The 22,488-nt window shown below is 50.6% G+C and carries 18 protein-coding genes; 5 read left to right on the plus strand and 13 right to left on the minus strand.

Annotation, left to right across the window (positions count from 1 at the left end; all coding sequences use genetic code 11):
* The first annotated feature begins 680 nt into the window (after positions 1 to 680).
* Together proP and pmrR are read left to right on the plus strand one after the other, a co-directional pair.
* Complete coding sequence (gene proP / locus OGV77_RS00235) at positions 681 to 2,183, plus strand: glycine betaine/L-proline transporter ProP (RefSeq protein ID WP_043018130.1); 1,503 nt, start codon at positions 681 to 683, stop codon at positions 2,181 to 2,183.
* Positions 2,184 to 2,264: 81 nt separating this feature from the next.
* Complete coding sequence (gene pmrR / locus OGV77_RS00240) at positions 2,265 to 2,354, plus strand: LpxT activity modulator PmrR (protein ID WP_008321468.1); 90 nt, start codon at positions 2,265 to 2,267, stop codon at positions 2,352 to 2,354.
* Here the strand turns inward: pmrR and pmrB are convergent.
* From pmrB to melR, 7 genes are all read right to left on the minus strand, one after another.
* Entirely contained in the window at positions 2,348 to 3,421 is a 1,074-nt protein-coding gene (pmrB, locus tag OGV77_RS00245) for a two-component system sensor histidine kinase PmrB (RefSeq protein ID WP_087051827.1), read from the minus strand. The genes pmrR and pmrB overlap by 7 nt on opposite strands.
* A 9-nt stretch (positions 3,422 to 3,430) precedes the next feature.
* Entirely contained in the window at positions 3,431 to 4,099 is a 669-nt protein-coding gene (pmrA, locus tag OGV77_RS00250) for a two-component system response regulator PmrA (RefSeq protein WP_043018133.1), read from the minus strand.
* Positions 4,100 to 4,103: 4 nt separating this feature from the next.
* Positions 4,104 to 5,741: a phosphoethanolamine transferase EptA gene (gene eptA / locus OGV77_RS00255; protein WP_087051821.1), complete on the minus strand. Its 1,638-nt coding sequence runs from the start codon at positions 5,739 to 5,741 to the stop codon at positions 4,104 to 4,106.
* Positions 5,742 to 5,885: 144 nt separating this feature from the next.
* On the minus strand, positions 5,886 to 7,223 hold the full coding sequence (gene adiC, locus OGV77_RS00260) for an arginine/agmatine antiporter (protein WP_003031853.1): 1,338 nt from the start codon (positions 7,221 to 7,223) through the stop codon (positions 5,886 to 5,888).
* 127 nt (positions 7,224 to 7,350) lie between these two features.
* A complete protein-coding gene (locus OGV77_RS00265) occupies positions 7,351 to 8,112 on the minus strand; it encodes an AraC family transcriptional regulator (protein WP_087051822.1) in 762 nt (253 codons plus the stop codon).
* Between the two features lie 314 nt (positions 8,113 to 8,426).
* Positions 8,427 to 10,694: an arginine decarboxylase gene (gene adiA, locus OGV77_RS00270; protein ID WP_141110931.1), complete on the minus strand. Its 2,268-nt coding sequence runs from the start codon at positions 10,692 to 10,694 to the stop codon at positions 8,427 to 8,429.
* A gap of 237 nt (positions 10,695 to 10,931) precedes the next feature.
* Positions 10,932 to 11,864, minus strand: coding sequence for a transcriptional regulator MelR (gene melR, locus OGV77_RS00275; RefSeq protein WP_087051824.1), 933 nt, complete (start codon positions 11,862 to 11,864; stop codon positions 10,932 to 10,934).
* A 269-nt stretch (positions 11,865 to 12,133) separates the two neighbouring features.
* Between melR and melA the strand changes: the two genes are divergently transcribed.
* The 3 genes from melA to OGV77_RS00290 all read left to right on the plus strand — a co-directional run bounded on the left by melA (position 12,134) and on the right by OGV77_RS00290 (position 15,269).
* Entirely contained in the window at positions 12,134 to 13,489 is a 1,356-nt protein-coding gene (melA, locus tag OGV77_RS00280; RefSeq protein ID WP_087051825.1) for an alpha-galactosidase, read from the plus strand.
* A gap of 92 nt (positions 13,490 to 13,581) precedes the next feature.
* Positions 13,582 to 15,012 (plus strand): melibiose:sodium transporter MelB, encoded by a 1,431-nt coding sequence (gene melB, locus OGV77_RS00285; RefSeq protein WP_087051826.1) that lies wholly within the window; start codon positions 13,582 to 13,584, stop codon positions 15,010 to 15,012.
* Between the two features lie 2 nt (positions 15,013 to 15,014).
* A complete protein-coding gene (locus OGV77_RS00290) occupies positions 15,015 to 15,269 on the plus strand; it encodes a SemiSWEET transporter (protein WP_043018140.1) in 255 nt (84 codons plus the stop codon).
* A 26-nt stretch (positions 15,270 to 15,295) separates the two neighbouring features.
* Here OGV77_RS00290 and OGV77_RS00295 read toward each other — a convergent pair whose 3' ends face one another.
* The 6 genes from OGV77_RS00295 to OGV77_RS00320 all read right to left on the minus strand — a co-directional run bounded on the left by OGV77_RS00295 (position 15,296) and on the right by OGV77_RS00320 (position 22,211).
* Positions 15,296 to 15,913, minus strand: a complete 618-nt coding sequence (locus tag OGV77_RS00295; RefSeq protein WP_043018141.1) for a DUF2238 domain-containing protein — start codon at positions 15,911 to 15,913, stop codon at positions 15,296 to 15,298.
* Between the two features lie 148 nt (positions 15,914 to 16,061).
* Entirely contained in the window at positions 16,062 to 17,708 is a 1,647-nt protein-coding gene (gene fumA / locus OGV77_RS00300; protein ID WP_043018142.1) for a class I fumarate hydratase FumA, read from the minus strand.
* A 96-nt stretch (positions 17,709 to 17,804) separates the two neighbouring features.
* Positions 17,805 to 19,145: an anaerobic C4-dicarboxylate transporter DcuB gene (gene dcuB, locus OGV77_RS00305; RefSeq protein WP_003031873.1), complete on the minus strand. Its 1,341-nt coding sequence runs from the start codon at positions 19,143 to 19,145 to the stop codon at positions 17,805 to 17,807.
* A gap of 118 nt (positions 19,146 to 19,263) precedes the next feature.
* Positions 19,264 to 19,566 carry a hypothetical protein gene (locus OGV77_RS00310; protein ID WP_141110930.1) on the minus strand — a complete coding sequence of 101 codons (303 nt, stop codon included), beginning with the start codon at positions 19,564 to 19,566 and terminating at the stop codon, positions 19,264 to 19,266.
* A gap of 297 nt (positions 19,567 to 19,863) precedes the next feature.
* Positions 19,864 to 20,583, minus strand: coding sequence for a two-component system response regulator DcuR (gene dcuR / locus OGV77_RS00315; RefSeq protein ID WP_043018143.1), 720 nt, complete (start codon positions 20,581 to 20,583; stop codon positions 19,864 to 19,866).
* Positions 20,580 to 22,211 carry a sensor histidine kinase gene (locus OGV77_RS00320; protein WP_043018144.1) on the minus strand — a complete coding sequence of 544 codons (1,632 nt, stop codon included), beginning with the start codon at positions 22,209 to 22,211 and terminating at the stop codon, positions 20,580 to 20,582. The genes dcuR and OGV77_RS00320 overlap by 4 nt, the downstream gene beginning before the upstream one ends.
* Between the last annotated feature and the right edge of the window lie 277 nt (positions 22,212 to 22,488).

A 22,488-nucleotide genomic window follows, 5' to 3' on the forward strand; every position in this document is an offset into this window, starting at 1 on the left:
CGCAGCTAATACTCGCGCAAGAAAGTAAAAATTAATAAATTCAAATGGTTACTAATGTCTTTTAACAAAGAAAATCGCTATCTCTTTGTTTTATAAAATCTAACGCGGCATACGTTGAGCGTGTTGCTGCTCCCAGGGATATTGCGTCTGGAATTAGTGTGCATTCATGGGAACGTTGATTCAATCAAAATAAAACGATGTTTTAGTTATCTTCATCACATATTCCGCGCAAAATTTCTTAAACGCTCTGATTATTAAAAAAGCTGTGATCTTTTTGTGAAGGGATTAGGTGATTTTTTTGCTAGCAGAATAATAGTGACTATTGTGATTGTTGGCGCAACAAAGCGATTTATTCTTGTATTTAATTGCCAGCAAATCGCAAGCATGACATGTAAAAAAGTTGACTCAGAATGACCTGATTTACGCAGGTTGACGAAACGGAAAACTATATGTGAAGTTGATCACAAATTTAAACACTGTTAGGGTAAAGAGGTCATTAACCGCCCAATCAGGCGTCAACAGGTTCGGTTGTACTGCGTGTTTCTCGTCAGTGTAAGTAAACCTGCTACGCTTGTTACAGGGAATGCGTCTGTGCGTTCCCCGCTCGGTGATGACCCTGACGCAGGGGCGTTAGGGGACTCGAACTGTAGCGTGACAGGGCTAAGTCTATGAGGACGGGTATGTTAAAAAGGAAAAAAATAAAACCAATAACGCTGCGCGACGTTACCATCATTGATGACGGTAAATTGCGAAAAGCCATTACCGCGGCGTCGTTAGGTAATGCGATGGAGTGGTTTGATTTTGGTGTTTATGGGTTTGTTGCTTACGCATTAGGTAAAGTGTTCTTCCCGGGGGCTGACCCCAGCGTGCAGATGGTTGCCGCACTTGCTACTTTCTCTGTTCCCTTTCTGATTCGACCGCTTGGCGGATTGTTCTTCGGTATGCTTGGCGATAAATACGGTCGTCAGAAGATACTCGCTATCACCATTGTGATTATGTCGATAAGTACCTTCTGTATCGGTCTTATTCCCTCGTATGCCTCGATTGGTATCTGGGCACCGATTCTGCTGTTGCTGTGTAAGATGGCGCAGGGGTTCTCGGTCGGCGGAGAGTATACCGGGGCGTCGATTTTTGTCGCAGAGTACTCGCCAGACCGTAAGCGCGGGTTTATGGGCAGCTGGCTGGACTTCGGCTCAATTGCCGGGTTTGTGCTGGGTGCGGGCGTGGTGGTCCTGATTTCAACTATCGTCGGCGAGGACAACTTCCTTGAGTGGGGCTGGCGTATTCCGTTCTTCCTGGCGCTACCGTTAGGGTTGATTGGTCTGTACCTGCGCCATGCGCTGGAAGAGACGCCGGCGTTCCAGCAGCACGTGGATAAACTGGAGCAGGGCGATCGTCAGGGGCTGCAGGAAGGTCCTAAGGTCTCGTTTAAAGAGATTGCGACCAAGCACTGGCGTAGCCTGTTGGCATGTGTTGGTCTGGTGATTGCCACTAACGTTACCTACTACATGCTGCTCACCTATATGCCGAGTTATCTGTCGCATAACCTGCATTACTCTGAAGACCACGGCGTGTTGATTATTATCGCCATCATGATTGGTATGCTGTTTGTGCAGCCGATTATGGGTTTGCTCAGCGACCGCTTCGGGCGTCGTCCGTTTGTGATCATGGGCAGTATTGCGCTGTTTGTGTTGGCGATTCCGGCATTTATTCTGATTAACAGTAACGTCATCGGCCTGATTTTCGCCGGATTGTTGATGTTGGCGGTGATCCTCAACTGCTTTACCGGGGTGATGGCGTCAACGTTACCGGCGATGTTCCCGACGCATATTCGCTACAGTGCGCTGGCCGCCGCGTTTAATATCTCGGTATTGATCGCCGGTCTGACTCCGACATTGGCCGCATGGCTGGTGGAAAGCTCGCAGAATCTGATGATGCCTGCTTATTATCTGATGGTGATTGCGGTGATTGGTTTAATTACCGGCATGACCATGAAAGAGACCGCCAATCAACCGCTGAAAGGGGCCACGCCTGCCGCTTCGGATATTCAGGAAGCGAAAGAGATCCTTGGCGAGCACTACGATAATATCGAGCAGAAAATCGAAGATATCGATCAGGAAATTGCCGATCTGCAGCTCAAGCGTACGCGCCTGGTGCAGCAGCATCCACGTATCGATGAGTAACCTTTTTCTGTAGGTCATGCCTTAAGGTTGACTTAATCTGTGTCTGGCAAACTCTCCTCCATAGTATCGGAGGAGAGTGTTATGAAAACCCGCATTTATGAAAGTTTGACCACCGTGTGCAGCCTGCTGATCGTCAGCAGCTTTTTGTATGTATGGGTGAGTTCTTACTGACCTTTCGCTAATTCCACCCAGGCGCGAGTGCCGGTGGTTCCCTGACGATTTTGCAAATAGAAATGCCCGTGATGTAACTGGGTGATACGACTGACAATGCTCAGCCCCAGCCCAATCCCGCCAAAACGGCTGTCCATACGCACAAACGCTTTGCTCAACTCCCCGCATTTACTTTCATCAATGCCGGGTCCTTCATCTTCAACGGCCAGGACGGCATCATGCCCGGTATTCAGGCTAATCGTAATATTAGTGCCTTCCGGACTGTAACGATGCGCGTTTTCTACCAGGTTTCTCAGTAACATTCGCAATAGCGTAGCATCGCCACGTACGACAACGTCCGCCGCGCTTTGCGGCAGGAGCAACGTCTGCTGGCGCAGCTCCAGCATGGTGCTGAGTTCATCGTAGGAGGGCAGAATAACGTCCTCCAGCAGTTTGACGTGCTGGTAGCTCCCGGCCGAAAACGACTGTCCGACGCGGGCAAGTTGCAGCAGTTGCGACACGCTGTCCATCATTTGGTCAAGACGGGCAATTAACGGCGTAACGTCGACCTTATGGGTTTTTGACAGTAATTCCAGATGCAGGCGAACGCCCGACAGCGGTGTACGCAGTTCGTGGGCGACATCGGCGGTAAATAAGCGTTCGTTTTCGATAGTGGTGGTGAGCCGCGTTACCAGCTCGTTGAGTGCTGAGACGACCGCCTGGATCTCAACGGTTGAACTGTGAACTTCAATCGGCGCCAGGTTATCGGCGGCCCGCGTTTCTAACTCTTTTTGCAGATCCGCCAGTGGGCGAGTGATTCGCCGTACCGCCTGGTAACAAATCAGCAGCGTCAGGCTGACCATAAAGATGCCGGGGACGATCAGGCTGGCGATGGCTTCGCGGATTTCATGCAGGATGTGGCGATCGTTATTTCTATTTTCGCGTAACGCCTGCTCGAACAACTGTATTTGCTCGGTGCTTTCGTGCCACAACCAGAAGGTGCTTATCAACTGAAAGACCAGCAGAATAAGACCGATCGTCAGCATCAGGCGATGACGAAGCGGGAGCGGTTGTTTTAGAAATTGCAGCAGCTTCACTTAGCTTTCCTCAGTGGCAACCAGCATATAGCCAAATCCCCTGACCGTGCGGATCCGTGATTTGCCCACTTTGTCACGCAGGTTGTGAATGTGTACTTCCAGCGTATTGGTCGACGGTTCGTTATCCCAGCTGTAGATGTCGTTATACAGGATTTCCCGGTGTACCGGGCTGCCGGCTTTGAGCATCAGGCGTGACAGGAGCGCGTATTCTTTCGGCGTTAAGATGACCTCTTGTCCATCCATCCACACCTGGCGACGACCGATATTCAGCGTCAGATTGCCGACAATTAATTCACTTTCGCCCTGATTGTTATGACGACGCAGCAGCGCCCGGATGCGGGCGTGCAGTTCTTCCAGCGCGAAGGGTTTGACCAGATAGTCATCGGCACCCACGTCCAGCCCGCTGACCCGGTCTTTCACCGTGTCGCGCGCGGTGAGAATAAGCACCGGCACGGTGTATTTTTTCTGCCTGATGCGGTTCAGGAAATGCAGGCCGTCTTCATCCGGTAAACCCAGGTCCAGAACCACCAGGCTGTAATGTCCGGTCTCCAGACACTGCTCTGCTGCACGGGCCGTTGATACGCCGTCACAGGCATAACCTTCTGTTTGCGCGGCGAGTATCAGTCCCTGTAATAACAACGTATCGTCTTCAACAATCAGAATTTTCATTCGTTTAGCCTCCCCGGCAGGGTTGCAGAATATCATCTGCCGCCTGATATTTCTGTGTTTGCACGCCCGTTAATCCCAGCAGGGTGGAGAAGAGATTATCCTGCGAGAAATTCTCTGAGCTTGCCCGTTTTTGCAAACATGTCTGAGAGACCTGATAGCGTTGCTGATAATCTTCTGAGAGCCACAGCAGCATCGGCACATGTTTTTGCGTATCTGGCGCAATCGAATACGGCAGGCCGTGTAAATAGACGCCATTTTCCCCTAAGGATTCGCCGTGATCGGAAAGATAAACCAGGCTGGTGGTGAAATTATCCTGGTGCTCTTTCAGTATATTGATTGCTTTATCAACAATATAGTCAACGTAAAGAATGGTGTTGTCATAAGTATTGACCAACTGTTGCTGTGAACAGGTCTGGATTTCGTTGGTGTCGCAGGTTGGCGTAAATTTCTTGAACTGCGCAGGATAGCGGTTGTAATAGGTCGGACCGTGGCTGCCGATGGTGTGCAGCACAATCACCCCGTCGCCTTGCAGGTTATTGATGTACTCTTCCAGCCCGTTGAACAGCACGTCATCGTAGCATTCACCGTCAATACACTGCCCTGGCAGGTTCAGCTTAGTCATATTCTGGTGCGGTACCCGATCACAAGCCCCTTTGCAGCCGCCGTCGTTATCGTTCCACAGCACGTTAATTCCCGCCCGTTGAATAATGTCGAGCACGCCTTCCTGATGCTGCGCCAGTTCCTCGTCGTAGTGCGCGCGCGGCATATCAGAGAACATGCAGGGCACCGACACCGCCGTCGCCGTTCCGCAGGAAGTGGTGTGGGGGAAATAGACCACATCATCTTTTTCCAGCAGCGGGTTGGTCTGGCGCGAATAGCCGGATAGCGAGAAGTTATCGCCGCGTGAGGTCTCGCCGAGAACCACAATCGTCAGGTTCTTACGTTTTTCTTTCACCATCAACGGATTGCGATGGGCATCTTCACCAATGCGCACCAGCGGCAGATGGGCCAGCCTCTGATGCGAATACCAGGAAGACGTCGCCACAATGCTGTTAGATGGGCTGAGGGATTTCACCAGTTCTTTATTGTTGCGAAACAGCGAGGCGTAATCTTTATAGAAGAACGCGGCGACCAGCACGATCAGCAGCGCGGAGACCAGAATGTTCGCGCCACGAAACAGTACGCTGCGCAGCGCCGGAGTAATAGGCTTGATTCTGACCCAGCAGGCAATGAGCGCGGCCAGAATGCCGCTCACCCCGAGCGTGATGAGCATTTGCGGCGTCAGCAAAGCGAAGGTTTCAGCGGGCGTGGTGTCCATCATGTTGGCGATCATCGAGCGGTCGATGATGATGCCGTAGGTCATGATGAAATATTGAGCCGATGCGCCAACCAGAATGAAAATGCACGCCACCAGGCGATTTAGCCACAGGAATGAGGCCAGCGTCAGCACAATATTCATGACGCTAAATGCGACGATCGGCATTGATAAAAACACCAGCACGTTGCGCACGGAGTCCAGTGGCAGGTCTTGCAGAACTTGTTTATAGAACGCAATGTTCAGGAAAGTCGCAAGATAAAATGAGATCAGCAGAAGCCAACTGATGAGCCCGAGAGTGGGCCTTTTAAACAGGAGCTTTAACATTAAGGGGGTTCCATCGACTAAGTGGCGCAAATCCTCTCAAAGTAAAATTAAGCCAACCTTAAGTTCTTAATGTTGATTTCAAGAATAACGGGGGGAAGGCGTCAGCCCGATGATCCTATGCCATCGGGCTGACGACTGTTTGCGTTAGTTATTGTTTACCGGGGCATCCAGTGGATACGGGTTTTTATGGATCCGATTGTAGTTCAGTGCGTACAGCGCGGTGATGATCATCAGCGTAACGAACGACCACATCACCTCTTTGGCGCCGGAACCGACTACCGCCCAGATGCAGTAGACAAAGGCGATAAAGGTCACCAGTAAGTACATCGGACGCGCTTTACCGAAGTGGCCATGGCCGAGCAGCAGCAGCGCGGCGCAGGTGTAAAGATACGGCACCAGGGTGAAGATAACGGAGACCGAAGAGACCAGACCAAACTCTTTCGCTGCGTTCGGCGACATACTGCTGAACTGGAAGATGGTCATCAGGATGCCGACGATAATTAATCCGGCAACTGGCGTACCCGCTTTGTTCACGCGGGCAAAAATGGGTGGGAACAGGCCGTCATCGGCTGCCGCTTTGGCGGTTTGCCCGGCAAGCAGCGTCCAGCCGCCCAGAGAACCAAGGCACCCGGCCGCGGCACAGAAGGAGACAATCGCCCCTGCGGTGTCACCCAGCGCCATACGTGCGGCATCACCGAACGGAGAAGCTGAAACACGCAGCGCCGCGTTAGGGATCATACCCATAATCGCCGTGGTGGAGAGCACATAGCACACGGCGGCAATCAGCACGCCGCCCATAGTGGCGATAGGCACGTTACGTTTGGGATTTTTAACCACGCCTGCCGCGACGGAGGCGCTTTCCACTCCGATAAATGACCACAAGGTGACGTTCAGAGTGCTTTGAATTGCGCCGAAGGTGTTCATGCCGCTGACGTTCCAGGCCGCCATATAGGTTTCACCGCGGAACCAGAACCAGCCGAAAACGGCAATACCGACAATTGGCACCAGCGCCAGTACCGTTGCGACGGCCTGCACACGGGTGATCATTTTCGGTCCGACAATGTTCAGCAATACGAAGATCCACAGCACCACGACGCAGGTCAGCGTCAGGACCAGCGGATCTTTTAAGATGGGGAAGAAGTAGCTCAGATAACCGACGCCAATGACCACCATGGCGATGTTACCAATCCAGCACGCCAGCCAGTACAGCACGTTGGTCTGATAGCCTAAAAAAGGACCGAAACAGCGGCGGGCATAAGCATAAGAACCACCGGGACTGGAGTCTAAGGACGACATTTTTGCGTACACCATCGACAGTGCTAAAGCACCGATAATAGTGACCAACCATCCGTAGATTGCAATCCCGCCAGTTGACGCAAGGTTTGCGGGTAGCAGGAATACACCGGAACCCATAATATTCCCCGACACCATAAGGGTGACGGGGATTAAGCCCACTTTGTGAGCATCAGCATCCGTCGACATATTTTTTAACTCCTGATAAGGATAAATGACGCTTAATCATACCTCTTCAGAAGACTATTTTATGGTGACGGACTGGGGGTATCGCTAATGCTGATATTATTATGGCTTATCGCTATCTGATTAAAAATCAGGCAGCGGATGGCTCCCTATGTTGACTGACATAATGCAGTGGCGTCATTCCATAGAACTCTTTGAATACAGAAATAAAGTATGAAGTACTGTTATATCCGCACAGTTGAGATACCTGAGAAATGTTTTTGCCGTCCATCAATAACTGATTGACGGCATAACGCATGCGACATGTAGTAATTATTTGGCTGTAACTTGTATTTTCACTTTTGAGCTTTTTCTTTAACAAACTGGGACTCAGGCATAAGCAACTGGCGACCATGCTTAAATTCCAGTCTTTATGTATATCGCTCTCAATAATGTGATAGACGCTGTCGCTGATACGACTACGTAGTATATGCATGAGCAGAGAAATAAACTTTTTGCTGCCGAGAAAACGTGATAACACCGTGAACAGTAGCGAGCGTGTGCGCTCACTTTCACCTTCGTCCACTGTGTCCATAACGCTATGTTGGGCGGCTATACGGAAGACATCCGGCGTCAGACACGCGGCGGTCATCACTGGGTTGGCACTCCGTTGCCAGAGTGGAATCTGTGAAAGGTCTTTATTTAAAAATCGCAGATAGTCTTTAATGATATCGCGACTGATATGTACGACCAGTGCGTTATTAAGTGATGAGAAATCGATAATATTATTATCGCATGCCACCAACGCCATATGATTAGTTTTTAAGCTGATGGCTTCTTTACCGTTAATCCTTAACCAAACATCCTTCTCCGCTAATACAACAACACAAGCTGCTCTGCTGCAAACCCTCATACCCAAACTCCAGGAATATGAACATAAAACACCGTAGCCCATCATCAGATGAACCATATCGGCTAAATTGAAATTGTATGATGAAACCAGGACTGCAATAAAATAACGTGTCTGAAATTAATTACAATGTTTGCGGGATTTTTCTTATGTACACAATTTTGTACGCAAGTGGAAACGTGCTATTTGCGTATAAAAAAAGCGCGGGGTGGTCCCGCGCAAAAAGGTATGACAATGTTATTGTTTTGCAGCAATACTCAGGAATTACTCAAGAATGACATGTCTACCTTAAACATCGGACTATCTATAAAGCGACATTATGCTTTCACGCACATGACGTGATAAACACCGTCAATAATTTCCGTTCCTTCGGTTTCATGTTCAAATCCAGGGAAGTGGTGGTCCCAGGACTGCAACGAACGTAGATAACTAATCTGCGGGCTATTGGCGTCGCCAAAGTTTTCCCCGGACAGCAGCATTGGAATTCCCGGTGGGTAAGGAATCACGGAATTCGCCGCTATACGACCCGGCAGATTTTCAATGGCGACCATCTCAACGTTATCGCTGACTATCGCGTTATAGGCTTCACGCGGGGTGATGTCAGCAACAGGCAGGCCGGAGTAGGCCGCGTTGAGTCGGCTGCCAGGGTTGTTCTCCTTCAGCCAGGCAAACATGGTGTCGCCCAGATCGTGAATGCCCATATTGGCGTAAGTTTCAGGATGTTCCTCAACCAGTTCCGGCATCACCTGCGCCAGCGGTGTATTGGCATCGTAATGGTGTTTGAATGAGCACAGGGTGTTGATTAGCGTGCCCCATTTCCCACGAGTAATCCCCATTGAGAACAGGAACATAATCTGGAAATCAGTGGTTCGGGTCGGTACGATACCGTGGCGGCCAAGCCAGGCGGTGACCAACGCTGCCGGTACGCCGCTCTCTTCCAGTTCGCCATCGTCGCCCATCCCCGGCGCCAGAATGCTGACTTTGATTGGGTCCAGCATGCTCCAGTTATCCGGCAGGTCTTTAAACCCGTGCCAGGATTCACCCGGACGCATCACCCAGCAGTTCTGGTCAGTGGTCAGGAGTTGGGTTGGCGCATCGGCAAAGTCATAGGTTTTGCCGGTCTGCGGATCGGTTACCACTTCTTTGTTCCACGGTTTGAAGAACCAGTCGCCTTCGGCGGTGAATTCTTTATACAACCGTGCCATGGCCTGACGGAAATCGACCGCTTCGTCGATCACTTCCTGAGTCAGCGACAGACCGCTGTTGCCGTCCATCATGGAAACCGCCACATCGTTTGATGCGCAGATGGCATACAGCGGAGAGGTGGTGGCGTGCATCATGTACGCCTGGTTGAAGCGTGAGAAGTTCACGGCCCCACGACCTTCACGGACGTGAATGTAAGATGCCTGAGAGAGCGCATTCAGCAGTTTGTGGGTCGAGTGGGTGGCAAAAACGGTAGGACCGTTATGATCGCCCGGCGCGCCACGCATGGCGTAGTGATCGGCATAAATTGGGTTGAAGCGGGCATAGCCGTACCAGGCCTCATCGAAGTGGATGCGATCGCTGGTTTGCGCGAGCAGGTCCTGAGCCTCTTTGGCGTTATAACAAACACCGTCATAGGTACAGTTGGTCACCACACTGTAAGACGGTTTTTGCCCGGTTTTGCCTTTGGTCAGCGGGCTTTCGCTGATTTTTTTCTGTAACGTTTCAGGCTGCATTTCCTGCGGGTAGATAGGCCCGATAATGCCGTACCGGTTGCGGCTTGGCACCATGTACACCGGTTTTGCTCCGGTAAGGATTAGCCCCTGCTCAATAGATTTGTGGCAGTTACGATCCAGCACCACGACGTCGTTGTCGGTCATGCAAGCCTGCATAATGGTGCGGTTAGAGCCGGAAGTCCCGACCACAACGGACCAGGAGCGGTCAGCGCCAAACACGCGGGCGGCATATTTTTCGCTCTCGCCAAAAGCGCCGGTGTGATCCAGCAGCGAGCCAAGAGATGCGCGTTCGATACCCATGTCGCTACGGAATAAATTTTCGCCGTAATAATCATGGTAAAAACGACCGGCCGGCGTTTTGGTGAATCCGACGCCGCCCTGGTGGCCTGGCGCGGCCCAGGAGTATTCATGGATGTCGCCGTACTTCATCAGCGCGCTAAACAACGGCGGCAGAAGCTGCTGGCGGTAACGGGTCATCGCCGCAACGGCACGCCCGGCGATAAAGTCTGCGGTATCTTCCAGAATCCAGGCGAATTCATCGACAAGCTCCAGCAGGTCGCGATCCAGCGATGCGGTGGCTTTTTCGCGATCGCCCAGCAGGAAAACGGGAACGTTTTGCTGGCGCTCGTGGAGCTTGCCGATCAATTGCCTGACGTTCAGGTGCTCGTCTTGTTGTTCCATTTGATAGCTGAACATCAGGCAATCAATGGCTTCATTGGCGGCGAGGATTGCGTAACCATCGTCGAATGAGGTGGACTTAATGACGGTAACATTTTGGCGGCTTAATGCGTCAGCCAGACGTTCGACAGCGCTACCGATCCAGGTGTCCTGATGCAGAAACTCACTTTCAACAATTAATACTTTCATCATCTTTTACCCGGTTGTGGAAAGGTTGCAATTTATGGATTGCAGACACACCGTATGAATGTGACGCAGGCAAGTATTATCCTGACAAAATGAGCTGTAAAGCGGATGAAAAATAGGCTGATTTGTATTTAATTTGTTTTTAAACAAGTGGTTATGTTCGCTTGTTGGCGGTTTTTCACCGCCGTTTATCGACAGGGGGAATATTTTTTTGGCTGATACTGATATTGGCGAATGATATCAGCCAGCCATTGTTTGCCGACGCTGCTGGCTCAGTTTGCGGTACTGCTGCGGCGACATGCCGACAAACTTGCTGAAGGTGTCATAAAAACGGCTACTGGATCGGAATCCGGCGGTCAACGCAACGTCGAGAATGGTTTTATCGGTATCGCTAAGCAATGCGCGGACGTGATTGATGCGCATCGCGGTGATGTACTGCTTCATGGTGAGTTGCATCACGCGCTGGAAAATCCCCATCGCGTAGTTGGCGTTGAGCTTCACGTGCTCCGCGACGTCGTTGATCGTGAGCGCCTGGTCGTAGTTTTCGGCAATAAAACTCAGCATTTGGCTGACGTAAAACTGGGCGTGCCGGGACACGCTGTTTTTGTGCGTCCGCGAGGTTTTATTGACCAGGATAGGCTGCCAGCCAGAAAGGCTAAACCGCTTGAGCATCAGACCAATTTCATCAATGGCGAGCTGGCGAATTTGCTCGTTCGGGTTGCTCAGTTCCTGTTGCCAGCGCTGAACTTCAAAGGTGCTCAGCTGCTGCGACGCCAGCGATTTGATGACCATGCCATGAGTAACGTGGTTGATCAGTTCGCGATCCAGCGGCCAGGAGAGGAAAAGGTGCATCGGTAAATTGAAGATAGCCATGCTTTGGCAACTGCCTGGACGCGTGAGCTGATGCGGCGTACAGGCCCAGAATAGCGTGATGTGTCCCTGTTTTATCTGCACCACTTCGTTGTTGATAAGATACTCGACGTCGCCATCAAACGGCACATTGATCTCCACCTGCCCATGCCAGTGGCTGGCAGGCATTGCATGCGGTGAGCGCAGCTCAATGTCCATCCGTTGATATTCTGAGTACAGCGACAATGGGCTGCGAGTTTGTTCTTCATCGCTACTGCACATGTGCGGATCGGGGGGAAGAGGCGATGTCGGTAGTGTACTCATGGTTGCTCCATTTCCTGAATTATCAGAATCATGTCATTTACTGCGCATTAAGGCTGAGAATCAGGACACAAATCGGACCGATATCATTGAGCATAGCGAGATTTTGGGACCGCATACTCTGCTTTTTGGGCAATTTTGTCCCATAAACTCAGATCCACTAGCGGGCAAAGAGGCGATCTGAGTTTATGGGAATGCTCGCCAGGGAAGTCGGAAGTTTTCAGCTATGCGCTGTGCCACCATGACTGTGTTCACTAATGTTCTGGAGAGTCATGATGTCTGCACCCAAAATTACCTTTATCGGCGCCGGTTCCACGATTTTCGTCAAAAATATCCTTGGAGACGTTTTTCATCGCGATGCGCTTAAATCTGCGCATGTCGCCCTGATGGACGTTAATCCTACTCGGCTGGAAGAGTCACACATTGTTGTGCGTAAGTTGATGGACTCAGCGGGCGCGTCCGGACGTATCACCTGCTACACCGATCAAAAAGCGGCATTACAGGACGCCGATTTTGTGGTGGTGGCTTTCCAGATCGGCGGTTATGAACCATGTACCGTCACCGATTTTGCGGTGTGTAAACGTCATGGTCTGGAGCAGACGATTGCCGACACGTTGGGGCCTGGCGGTATTATGCGCGCGCTGCGCACTATCCCGCATTTATGGCAGATTTGTGAGGACATGACCGAAGTTTGTCCGCAGGCTACCATGCTTAACTACGTTAACCCGATGGCGATGAACACCTGGGCAATGTATGCACGCTATCCGCATATTAAGCAGGTTGGACTGTGTCATTCGGTGCAGGGAACAGCGGAGGAGCTGGCCCGCGATTTGAACATCGACCCAGCCTCTTTGCGTTATCGCTGCGCCGGGATCAACCATATGGCGTTTTATCTGGAACTTGAGCGCAAAACGGCTGACGGTGCCTATGTGAATCTTTATCCGGAACTGCTGGCGGCTTATGAATCCGGTCAGGCGCCGAAACCGAATATTCACGGAAATACGCGTTGCCAGAACATTGTGCGCTATGAAATGTTCAAAAAACTCGGCTATTTCGTCACCGAGTCTTCGGAGCATTTCGCCGAATATACGCCATGGTTTATCAAACCCGGGCGTGAGGATCTGATTGAGCGCTATAAGGTTCCACTGGATGAGTACCCAAAACGATGCGTGGAACAGTTGGCGAACTGGAACAAAGAGCTGGAGAAGTACAAAACGGCGGCGCGAATCGATATTAAACCGTCGCGCGAATATGCCAGCACTATCATGAACGCTATCTGGACCGGTGAACCGAGCGTGGTATACGGCAACGTTCGTAATGACCATTTGATCGATAACCTGCCGCTAGGCTGTTGTGTGGAAGTGGCTTGCCTGGTCGATGCGAATGGTATCCAGCCAACGAAGGTGGGTACTCTCCCGTCGCATTTGGCGGCTATGATGCAAACCAATATCAATGTTCAGACTCTGCTGACGGAAGCCATCCTGACAGAAAATCGCGATCGTGTTTATCACGCGGCGATGATGGATCCGCATACCGCTGCGGTATTGGGGATTGAGGAGATTTATGCGCTGGTTGATGACCTGATCGCGTCTCACGGCGACTGGCTGCCGGCCTGGTTACACCGTTAACACACAATCAAGCCGGGCAGAGAATCCGGCGTTTAACCTCTGACGTTTCCTCTTACAGAAGGCGGGCGCTGGTAACAGCGACCCGATACCCTATGAGCATCTCTCTGACAACAAAACTCAGTTATGGATTTGGAGCGTTTGGTAAGGATTTCGCCATCGGTATCGTGTACATGTACCTGATGTATTACTACACCGACGTGGTGGGATTATCGGTAGGCGTCGTTGGAACGTTGTTCCTGGTGGCAAAAATATGGAATGCGTTTAACGATCCGGTGATGGGTTGGATAGTGAATGCTACCCGGTCGCGTTGGGGAAAATTTAAACCCTGGATCTTACTCGGCACGTTGGCGAACTCGTTGGTGCTGTTTTTGCTTTTTAGCGCACACCTGTTTGAGGGGACGGCGCAAATCGTATTTGTTTGTGTGACGTATATATTATGGGGGATGACTTACACCATTATGGATATTCCATTCTGGTCGCTGGTCCCCACCATTACGCTGGATAAACGCGAGCGTGAACAACTGGTGCCGTTCCCCCGTTTCTTCGCCAGCCTTGCCGGGTTTGTCACCGCGGGCGTGACGCTGCCTTTTGTGAGCTATGTTGGCGGTGCCGATCGCGGCTTCGGTTTCCAGATGTTTACGTTGGTGCTGATTGCATTCTTCATCGCGTCGACGCTCGTCACATTACGCAACGTTCATGAAGTTTATTCCTCCGACAGCGAGGCAACGGCGGACAGCAGTCGTCTACCGCTAAAAACGATTCTCGGGCTGATTTACAAAAACGATCAGCTTTCATGCCTGTTAGGGATGGCGCTGGCTTACAATGTTGCGGCCAATATTATCACCGGATTTGCGATCTACTATTTTACCTATGTTATTGGCGATGCAGATCTTTTCCCGTATTACCTGTCATATGCCGGCGCAGCGAATTTATTAACGCTGATCCTCTTCCCACGCCTGGCGAAAGCGCTTTCTCGTCGAATACTCTGGGCTGGCGCTTCAGTGATGCCTGTTTTGAGCGCAGGCGTATTGCTGATTATGGCTCTGGCGGAGTACCACAATACCTTCCTGATCGTTACCGCGGGGATTTTCCTGAATATCGGTACTGCGCTTTTCTGGGTGTTGCAGGTCATTATGGTGGCGGACACCGTCGATTACGGTGAATACAAATTCAATATTCGCTGTGAGAGTATTGCCTATTCGGTTCAGACCATGGTGGTTAAAGGGGGATCAGCGTTTGCAGCATTCTTCATTGCAGTGGTACTTGGGCTGATTGGTTACGTACCCAATATGCCTCAATCAGCGGAAACAATTCTCGGAATGCAGTTCATTATGATTGTCCTGCCCACATTGTTTTTTATCGTCACACTGCTGCTCTATTTCCGTTTTTACCGACTTAACGGCGATACGCTGCGCAGGATCCAGATCCATTTATTGGATAAGTACCGTAAGGTGCCGCAGCACAATGAGCAATCGGATATCCCAGCTATTGCGGTAGCCGCTCCAGGCGATATGAAGGCGTAGCTATGGAATGGCATTCGTGGATTGGGTATTTGGCAGCCTGCCTGACGACGCTCTCTTTCTTACCGCAAGCGATTAAGGTCATTACCACCCGCAACACGCAGGGTATCTCCGGTTTAATGTATGTGATGTTTGTGTGTGGGCTGGTTTTGTGGCTGATTTACGGATTATTGATTGAAGATACTGCCGTCAGCATGGCGAACTTTCTGACCCTGTTGTTCGCCTTGCCGATTCTGGTTATCAAATCTCGTAATGGGTAGGGCAGACTGCCGGATAAGCGTGAGCGCTATCCGGCAGTTTTTAACTGTCTGTTGTGCCAGCCAGCCAATAACAGCACCGTTGTCAATGCGCCGAGCAGAGCGCAGAACATATCTGACTGGGTATCCCACGGGTCGCCCTGCGTACCAAGAAAATCATCCGCCCCCTGGCCCATTGCCAGCGCCGCCCACCATTCGATCAGTTCATACATTGCGCTAATCGCCAGCGCTACGCAGCAGACCAAAAATGCCAGCATTTTTCGGCCACGAACAATACTACCGCGCACTAAGATCTCTCTTGCCGTCAGGGCAGGCACCAGCCCCTGGAAGAAGTGACCCAGCTTGTCATAGGGGTTACGACTGAGATCCAGCCATTCCTGAACCTGAAAACCGACGGGGACTTTAGCGTAGGTATACATACCGCCGACCATCAGAATGATGGCGTGCAAGAAAATGAGCGTGTAGAGCAACGGCGTCAGCGGGTAGCGCTTAACGGTCACTAGCAGCAACGGGACGACAATAATGACCGGCGTGACTTCCATCAGCCAGGTTATTTTCTCCGAGGCGGAGATTCCGGTGTAGATAAGAATCAACGCCAGGAACAGCGCGCCAGAGTACAAAATTGTGGGGTTCAGTGTGCGGAGCATTGCGAATTCACAAGTAATGGAAAAGGTTACTATTCCCTGTGAGCGGTAAAAATTCAACGCCAGTAAATGGGGGGATAAAGTTGGCCCGGGGGGATCACTGGACTGACGCCAAAAAAACAGGTGTCAGTCCAGTGCCGGGCCGAATGGGTTACCTGGCGCAGTTAGCGCATTGTTTGCTGACGATTTGCTGGAAGAAATCGTTGCCTTTGTCATCGACCAGAATGAAAGCCGGGAAATCTTCTACTTCGATTTTCCAGATAGCTTCCATACCCAGCTCCGGGTATTCCACGCATTCCAGATGCTTAATGCTCTGCTGCGCCAGTACTGCTGCCGGACCACCAATGCTGCCTAAATAGAAGCCGCCGTGTTTGTGGCATGCGTCAGTCACCTGCTGGCTTCGGTTACCTTTTGCCAGCATGATCATGCTGCCGCCGTGAGACTGCAGCAGGTCAACATAGGAGTCCATACGACCCGCGGTGGTTGGCCCTAAAGAGCCGGACGGATAACCCGCAGGTGTTTTGGCCGGACCCGCGTAGTAGATCGGATGATCTTTCACGTACTGCGGCAGGCCTTCGCCGGACTCAATACGTTCTTTTAGCTTCGCGTGGGCAATATCGCGACCAACAATGATGGTGCCACTCAGCGACAGGCGGGTAGAGACCGGGTACTGAGAGAGCTGGGCGAGGATCTCTTTCATTGGGCGGTTGAGGTCAACTTTAACCACTTCACCTTCGCCCGCCTGGCGCAGGGATTCCGGAATGTACTGAGCTGGGTTATGTTCCAGTTTTTCGATCCAGATCCCTTCGCGGTTAATCTTGGCCTTAATGTTACGATCTGCGGAGCAAGAGACGCCCATACCGACCGGGCAGGACGCGCCGTGGCGAGGCAGGCGGATCACGCGGATATCGTGTGCGAAGTATTTCCCGCCAAACTGGGCGCCGAGGCCGAGTTTTTGCGCTTCTTCCAGCAGTTCCTGTTCCAGTTGTAGATCGCGAAACGCCTGGCCGTGAGCATTACCTTCAGTCGGCAGTGCGTCATAGTAATGCGTGCTGGCCAGCTTCACCGTTTTAAGGGTGCTTTCCGCTGACGTGCCGCCAATGACGAATGCGATGTGGTACGGCGGGCAAGCTGCGGTACCCAGCGTGCGCATTTTCTCAACCAGGAAGTTTTTCAGTTTGCCGGGAGTCAGCAGCGCTTTGGTTTCCTGATACAGATAGGTTTTGTTGGCTGAACCGCCGCCTTTGGCCACGCACAGGAATTTGTATTCGTCACCGTCCACGCTGTACAGGTCGATTTGCGCGGGCAGATTGGTGCCGGTATTCACTTCTTTGTACATATCCAGCGCCGCGTTTTGCGAGTAGCGAAGGTTATCTTCGATATAGGTATTAAATACGCCTTTGGAGAGGGCCGCTTCATCGCCGCCGCCGGTCCATACGCGCTGACCTTTTTTACCCATGATAATTGCCGTACCGGTGTCCTGGCAGGTTGGCAACACGCCTTTGGCGGCGATTTCGGAGTTTCTCAGGAACTGCAGCGCCACGTACTTATCGTTTTCGCTGGCTTCGGGATCATGGAGAATTGAGGCGACTTGCTGTTGGTGTTCAGGGCGGAGCATGAAGGAGGCATCGTGGAAGGCTTGCTGGGCCAGTAGCGTAAGTGCTTCAGGGGCTACTTTCAGAATTGTTTCGCCTTCAAACTCGCCGACGCTGACGTGATCGGATGTCAGCAGGTAGTACTCAGTTTTGTCTTCCCCCAGTGGGAAAGCCGCCTGGTAAGTGAATTCAACTTTTGACATTTGCTTCCAGCCTTTTCATTTTTCTCAGGAATTTTAAAATTCTCTGTGTCTTAACGGTGGCGTGCCGTACCAACGTGGACGGCACGCGAACTGTAATTACAAGAAACCGTACATTGCGGCGAAGATCCAACCAAAGACACAGGATACGCTTACGCCGATCAAACCAGGCAGAATAAAGCTGTGGTTGATAACGAAGCGGCCGATGTGGGTGGTACCGGAACGGTCAAACTGAATAGCCGCCAGGTCGCTCGGGTAGGTCGGCAGAATGTAGTAACCGTAACATGCAGGAGCGGAAGCCACGATGTACGCTGGATCAACCCCGATTGCCAGCGCGACCGGAACAATCGCTGCCAGCGCCGCTGCCTGTGAGTTTACAAATTTGGAAACCAGCAGCAGAACAATTGCATAGGCCCACGGATACTCTTTCACCATATTGCCCAGCACACCTTCGATTTCTGTCATGTGCGCGCCGAACATTGTTTCGGCCATCCAGGCAATACCGTATACCGCCACAATCGCGATCATACCGGAACGGAAGACTTCGTTTTTAGATATTGAAGCGGGATTGGTCTTCGTCAGGATAATAATCAGCGCACCGGTCAGCAGCATGAACATCTGGATGACCAGTACCATTGACAGCGGTTTGCCGCTGAAGGTAGGACGCAGCTCAGAGAACGCGCCGAGCACGGCAACCACGGCGATTGCGGCAAGGAAGATCCACATGGCCAGCCAGTTGCTTTTCGGCAGTTTTTTGTCTAACAGCGTGGCGGTATCGCCATACACATAGTTGTGGTTTTCAGGTACGGAAATGAACTTCTGGAACTCTTCATCTTTATCCAGATCTTTACCGCGGAACCAGCTGAAGATACCGATCGCCAGGATACCCAACAGGGTAGACGGGATGGTGATGCTGAGCAGGTCGAGGAATTCGAGATGCTTGCCTTCAAACGTGACGTTCCCCAGCATTGCCACCAGTGACACAACGGCGACGGAAACCGGGCTGGCGATAATCCCCATCTGCGCACCGATAGAACTCGCCGCCATCGGACGTTCCGGACGAATATTGTTCTTAATGGCAACGTCATAAATGATTGGCAGGATGGTGTATACCACGTGGCCAGTACCGCAGAGAATCGTCAGGGTGCAGGTCACGAACGGGGCGACGATGGAAACGTATTTTGGGTTACGACGCAGCAGCTTTTCAGCGATTTGCAGCATAACGTCAAGGCCGCCAGAGGCTTGCAAGGTTGCCGATGCGGCCACCACGGCAATAATAACCAGCATGACATCTACAGGTGGTTTACCCGGCTGGAGATGGAAAACGAAAACCAGAATGACCAGGCCGATACCGCCTAATAAACCCAGCGCGATACCGCCCTTTCTGGCACCATAAAACAAACATATTAATATTATGAGAAGTTGTATACTAAATAACATTTTATTTACCCTCGCGAAAAACCCAGTCAATTTTTTGAAAAATGGATCTGTGCCACATTCTTTTTTGCCAGAATAGGCATCAAAAAATGGTCAGTATTCGATATGTCCGTATTTGCGATTAATGTTCAAATGTCTTGCTAGAATGTTTATTTAAAGTTATGGCGATATTTTGCTTTTTTCTGTGGCTTTGATCAGAGGAGAGAATCCTCAGGCGATGGGAAGCAGAGCTGGACATAGAGAGCTGCGGTTGACGCTGTAATTTATCTGTTTTGCGTTTTCCGCTATTACGTGAACCACCGACAGAATGAGTGAGTGGGTTATTTATGTGATCACGCTCACGCCATTTCATGATTTGATGAGGTTGGCGTGCGGATACTTTTATTTGCTCACAAAAATGTACGGTGTCCATGGTACGTAGCATGGTCTCCATTGCTACCAGTCTAGATTTTGTATGTCTGGTTAATTTCAGACTAATCCTTTATGGGTAAAAATACACACTCTGCGAGTTAGATAATACTTAATTAACTTTTGTTAGCGATTTTGAAATTAAAAACAGTGTGACATTAATCAATATTAAAATAACGCATTTAACATGCCGGATACAAATATATTTGATCTAACGCAAATTTATAATTCTGCAGCATGAACCAGTAAAATAGGGATTTTTCATTATTTTAATAATTGTTACCTTCAAATAACAAATAATCCCCAATTGTTTTTATTGGCAATATTGTTTAAGCAATGAGTAATGTTCCGCCTGAACGCGGTAACGATAAACCGGTCGACCGGTTACGCCATAATGGATGCTGGTAAATAAAATGTGACAATTGACGAGCCAGATAAGATATTTGCGGCAAGAGACGCGCGAGATATTGACCTCGTTGGCCAGTTCATCGGTGGAGAATTCCTGATCCTGATGCTCATCAATCCACTGGCACAGCGTGCGTAAAGTTTGTGGCGTTAATCCTTTGGGTAAGCGCCGCACTTCCTGCTCATTAGAGGAGCTACCGTGAATCAACTGGTCAAGCTCAGACTGTTCATAGTACTGATGCTTTTCCATTTCAGTTTTCTTCTGTAGCCAACCGGTCAGTGCCTCTTCAAAACGGGAAGCCTGGAAAGGTTTGATCAGGTAGTCAACGACACCATAGTGGAGAGAGTCTTTGATGGTGGTCGCGTCGGCGGCGGAAGAGATGACAATGACATCACACTTGCAACCTTCGCTGTGCAGAACAGGCAACAGATCCAGACCGTTTTCTTTTTGCATGTAAATATCAAGCAAAATCAGGTCGATATGATGACCGCTATGAAAGATTATCTCTTTTGCTTTCTCCAGCGTGGAAGCTGTGCCGCAGCAATGAAAACCGGAGAGTTGCGCGACATAACGGCGGTTTAATTCCGCTACCATTGCATCGTCATCGACAATTAAGACATTGATCATCTGCTGGCCCTCTCACCATTCCACGGTAACTGTACAAAAAATTGGGTGAAGATCCCAGGTTCAGACTCGACGGATATATTACCGCCAACGTTTTCAACCTGTTGTTTAACAAGCGCTAAACCTACGCCCCGTTCGGTTCCTTTTGACGAAACGCCCTTCTCAAAGATGTGCTCAATGTGTTCGGGGGCGATCCCCGGACCATCGTCATTCACTTCGCAATGCAACCAGCCGTGTCGATAATGCAAGGATACGCTGATCTCACCGCCAGGTTCTTGACCTAGCGCCTCCAGGGCGTTTTCAATCAGATTCCCCAGAACGGTAATCAGCACCGCCACCTGATCTTCGTTGCTATTTTCTGGCAACTGGCTTTCATTACTGATCACCAGGCTATGGCCTAAATCAGAGGTACGATTAATCTTACTGAGTAAAAATCCTGCGATCACCGGAGATTTTATTTTTCCTAACAGTGAGCCAATCTCTTCCTGGTAATTGTTCGCGGTCTTCAGGATGTAATTTTCAAGCTGCTTATAACTTTTCAGATGCAATAATCCCAGAATCACGTGCAATTTATTCATGAATTCGTGGGATCGTTCACGAAGTGCATCGGCATAGTTGACCATGCCGTCCAGCCGTTGCATCAGTTTTCGCACTTCAGTCTTATCTCTGAACGTTGAAATGGCCCCGATGATTTTACCGTTGCTGAGTACCGGAACGGTGTTAATTAAGAGTAGCCGATCCTTAACCATGATCTCTTCATCGCGACGCGGCGTTCCGTCATGCAGTACCTGTGAAAAATCGACTACCTGTGACCACGCGTGGCTGAGCGTGGAGAGCTGGGCATCGTCTTGTGACTTGTGGTAATCGAGCAACTCCTGCGCAGCCTGGTTTATCAGCGTCACTTCACCGCACTCGTCAACGGCAATGACGCCTTCTTTTATCGAGTGCAACATCGCCTGGCGTTGTTCGAACAGATTGGAGATTTCATAAGGTTCCAGACCAAACAGAATGCGCTTGAGGACCTTAACGAATATCCATGTACCGAGCAGCCCAACCAGCACGCCAAATAAGATGGACCAGATGATGCTGCCGCGGCTGTTATTGATCTGTTCAGCAACTCTGCTTAGCTCAAGACCGATCGCCACCACGCCAATTTGCCGGTGATGTTCGTCATATATAGGAGTGAACACCCGCAGGGCTTTAGCCAGAAATCCGCGATTAATGGCGACATTCTCTTTACCTTGTAGGGCCAGCAAAATGTCATCGCCTTTAAACGGCTGACCGATTCGCTGTGCTTCGGGGTGGGAGTAACGAATGCTTTGCATATCGGTGACGACGATGAACAAAAAATCGTTGCTCTTATTCACCGCCTGAGCAATCGCCTGAATGCCGCTTTCCGCGGGCTTTTTCATTAGCCCCTGGCGGATCTCCGGGGAGTTTGCCAACGTCCGCGCGACCGCAAGCGCTTTACCTGCTAACGCATCGCGCGTCATATTGCTGATCTGTGAGAAATAAATCAGATGAACGACAAGCAGCACGGAGAAGAGTACCGCACTGACCATGAGGATCACGGTAGTGCCGAGCTTCATCGGGCGTTTGCGTATAGCAGTACGTTGCAGAGAGTGTCTCATCACGGTCCTGGAATCACGGTTTGTACGGGTATTATCGCCTGATGGGATGCGTAATTCAAAGGTGGTAGGGATGATGGGGCATGGACTACCTGTGCATTCCTTCTTTATATACCGTAGAGCGAGTTTCTTTCTATATAGCGATTTCCTTATTCGTTTTCTCTTCTTTTCAGGGATGTTGACCGCTAATTTTCTTACGATTGTGGATAACTCTGTGTGTAAATGGGTATAAGGCGGGGTTTTGCTGTGGAATGCAGCACTCAGTCATTTTTCTGTCATT

The sequence above is a fragment of the Citrobacter sp. Ce129 genome, from assembly GCF_030334545.1.
GTDB classification, from domain to species: Bacteria; Pseudomonadota; Gammaproteobacteria; order Enterobacterales; family Enterobacteriaceae; genus Citrobacter; species Citrobacter europaeus.

Excerpts from the sequence above, each read along its gene's own strand:
- OGV77_RS00290 (WP_043018140.1), top strand. The coding sequence starts at position 15,015 with ATGGAATGGCATTCGTGGATTGGGTATTTGGCAGCCTGCCTGACGACG.
- OGV77_RS00310 (WP_141110930.1), bottom strand. The coding sequence starts at position 19,566 with ATGCTACGTACCATGGACACCGTACATTTTTGTGAGCAAATAAAAGTA.
- pmrA (WP_043018133.1), bottom strand. The coding sequence starts at position 4,099 with ATGAAAATTCTGATTGTTGAAGACGATACGTTGTTATTACAGGGACTG.
- OGV77_RS00265 (WP_087051822.1), bottom strand. The coding sequence starts at position 8,112 with ATGAGGGTTTGCAGCAGAGCAGCTTGTGTTGTTGTATTAGCGGAGAAG.
- dcuR (WP_043018143.1), bottom strand. The coding sequence starts at position 20,583 with ATGATCAATGTCTTAATTGTCGATGACGATGCAATGGTAGCGGAATTA.
- adiA (WP_141110931.1), bottom strand. The coding sequence starts at position 10,694 with ATGAAAGTATTAATTGTTGAAAGTGAGTTTCTGCATCAGGACACCTGG.
- fumA (WP_043018142.1), bottom strand. The coding sequence starts at position 17,708 with ATGTCAAAAGTTGAATTCACTTACCAGGCGGCTTTCCCACTGGGGGAA.
- melB (WP_087051826.1), top strand. The coding sequence starts at position 13,582 with ATGAGCATCTCTCTGACAACAAAACTCAGTTATGGATTTGGAGCGTTT.
- OGV77_RS00320 (WP_043018144.1), bottom strand. The coding sequence starts at position 22,211 with ATGAGACACTCTCTGCAACGTACTGCTATACGCAAACGCCCGATGAAG.
- eptA (WP_087051821.1), bottom strand. The coding sequence starts at position 5,741 with ATGTTAAAGCTCCTGTTTAAAAGGCCCACTCTCGGGCTCATCAGTTGG.
- dcuB (WP_003031873.1), bottom strand. The coding sequence starts at position 19,145 with ATGTTATTTAGTATACAACTTCTCATAATATTAATATGTTTGTTTTAT.
- OGV77_RS00295 (WP_043018141.1), bottom strand. The coding sequence starts at position 15,913 with ATGCTCCGCACACTGAACCCCACAATTTTGTACTCTGGCGCGCTGTTC.
- pmrR (WP_008321468.1), top strand. The coding sequence starts at position 2,265 with ATGAAAACCCGCATTTATGAAAGTTTGACCACCGTGTGCAGCCTGCTG.
- adiC (WP_003031853.1), bottom strand. The coding sequence starts at position 7,223 with ATGTCGACGGATGCTGATGCTCACAAAGTGGGCTTAATCCCCGTCACC.
- melR (WP_087051824.1), bottom strand. The coding sequence starts at position 11,864 with ATGAGTACACTACCGACATCGCCTCTTCCCCCCGATCCGCACATGTGC.
- proP (WP_043018130.1), top strand. The coding sequence starts at position 681 with ATGTTAAAAAGGAAAAAAATAAAACCAATAACGCTGCGCGACGTTACC.
- melA (WP_087051825.1), top strand. The coding sequence starts at position 12,134 with ATGATGTCTGCACCCAAAATTACCTTTATCGGCGCCGGTTCCACGATT.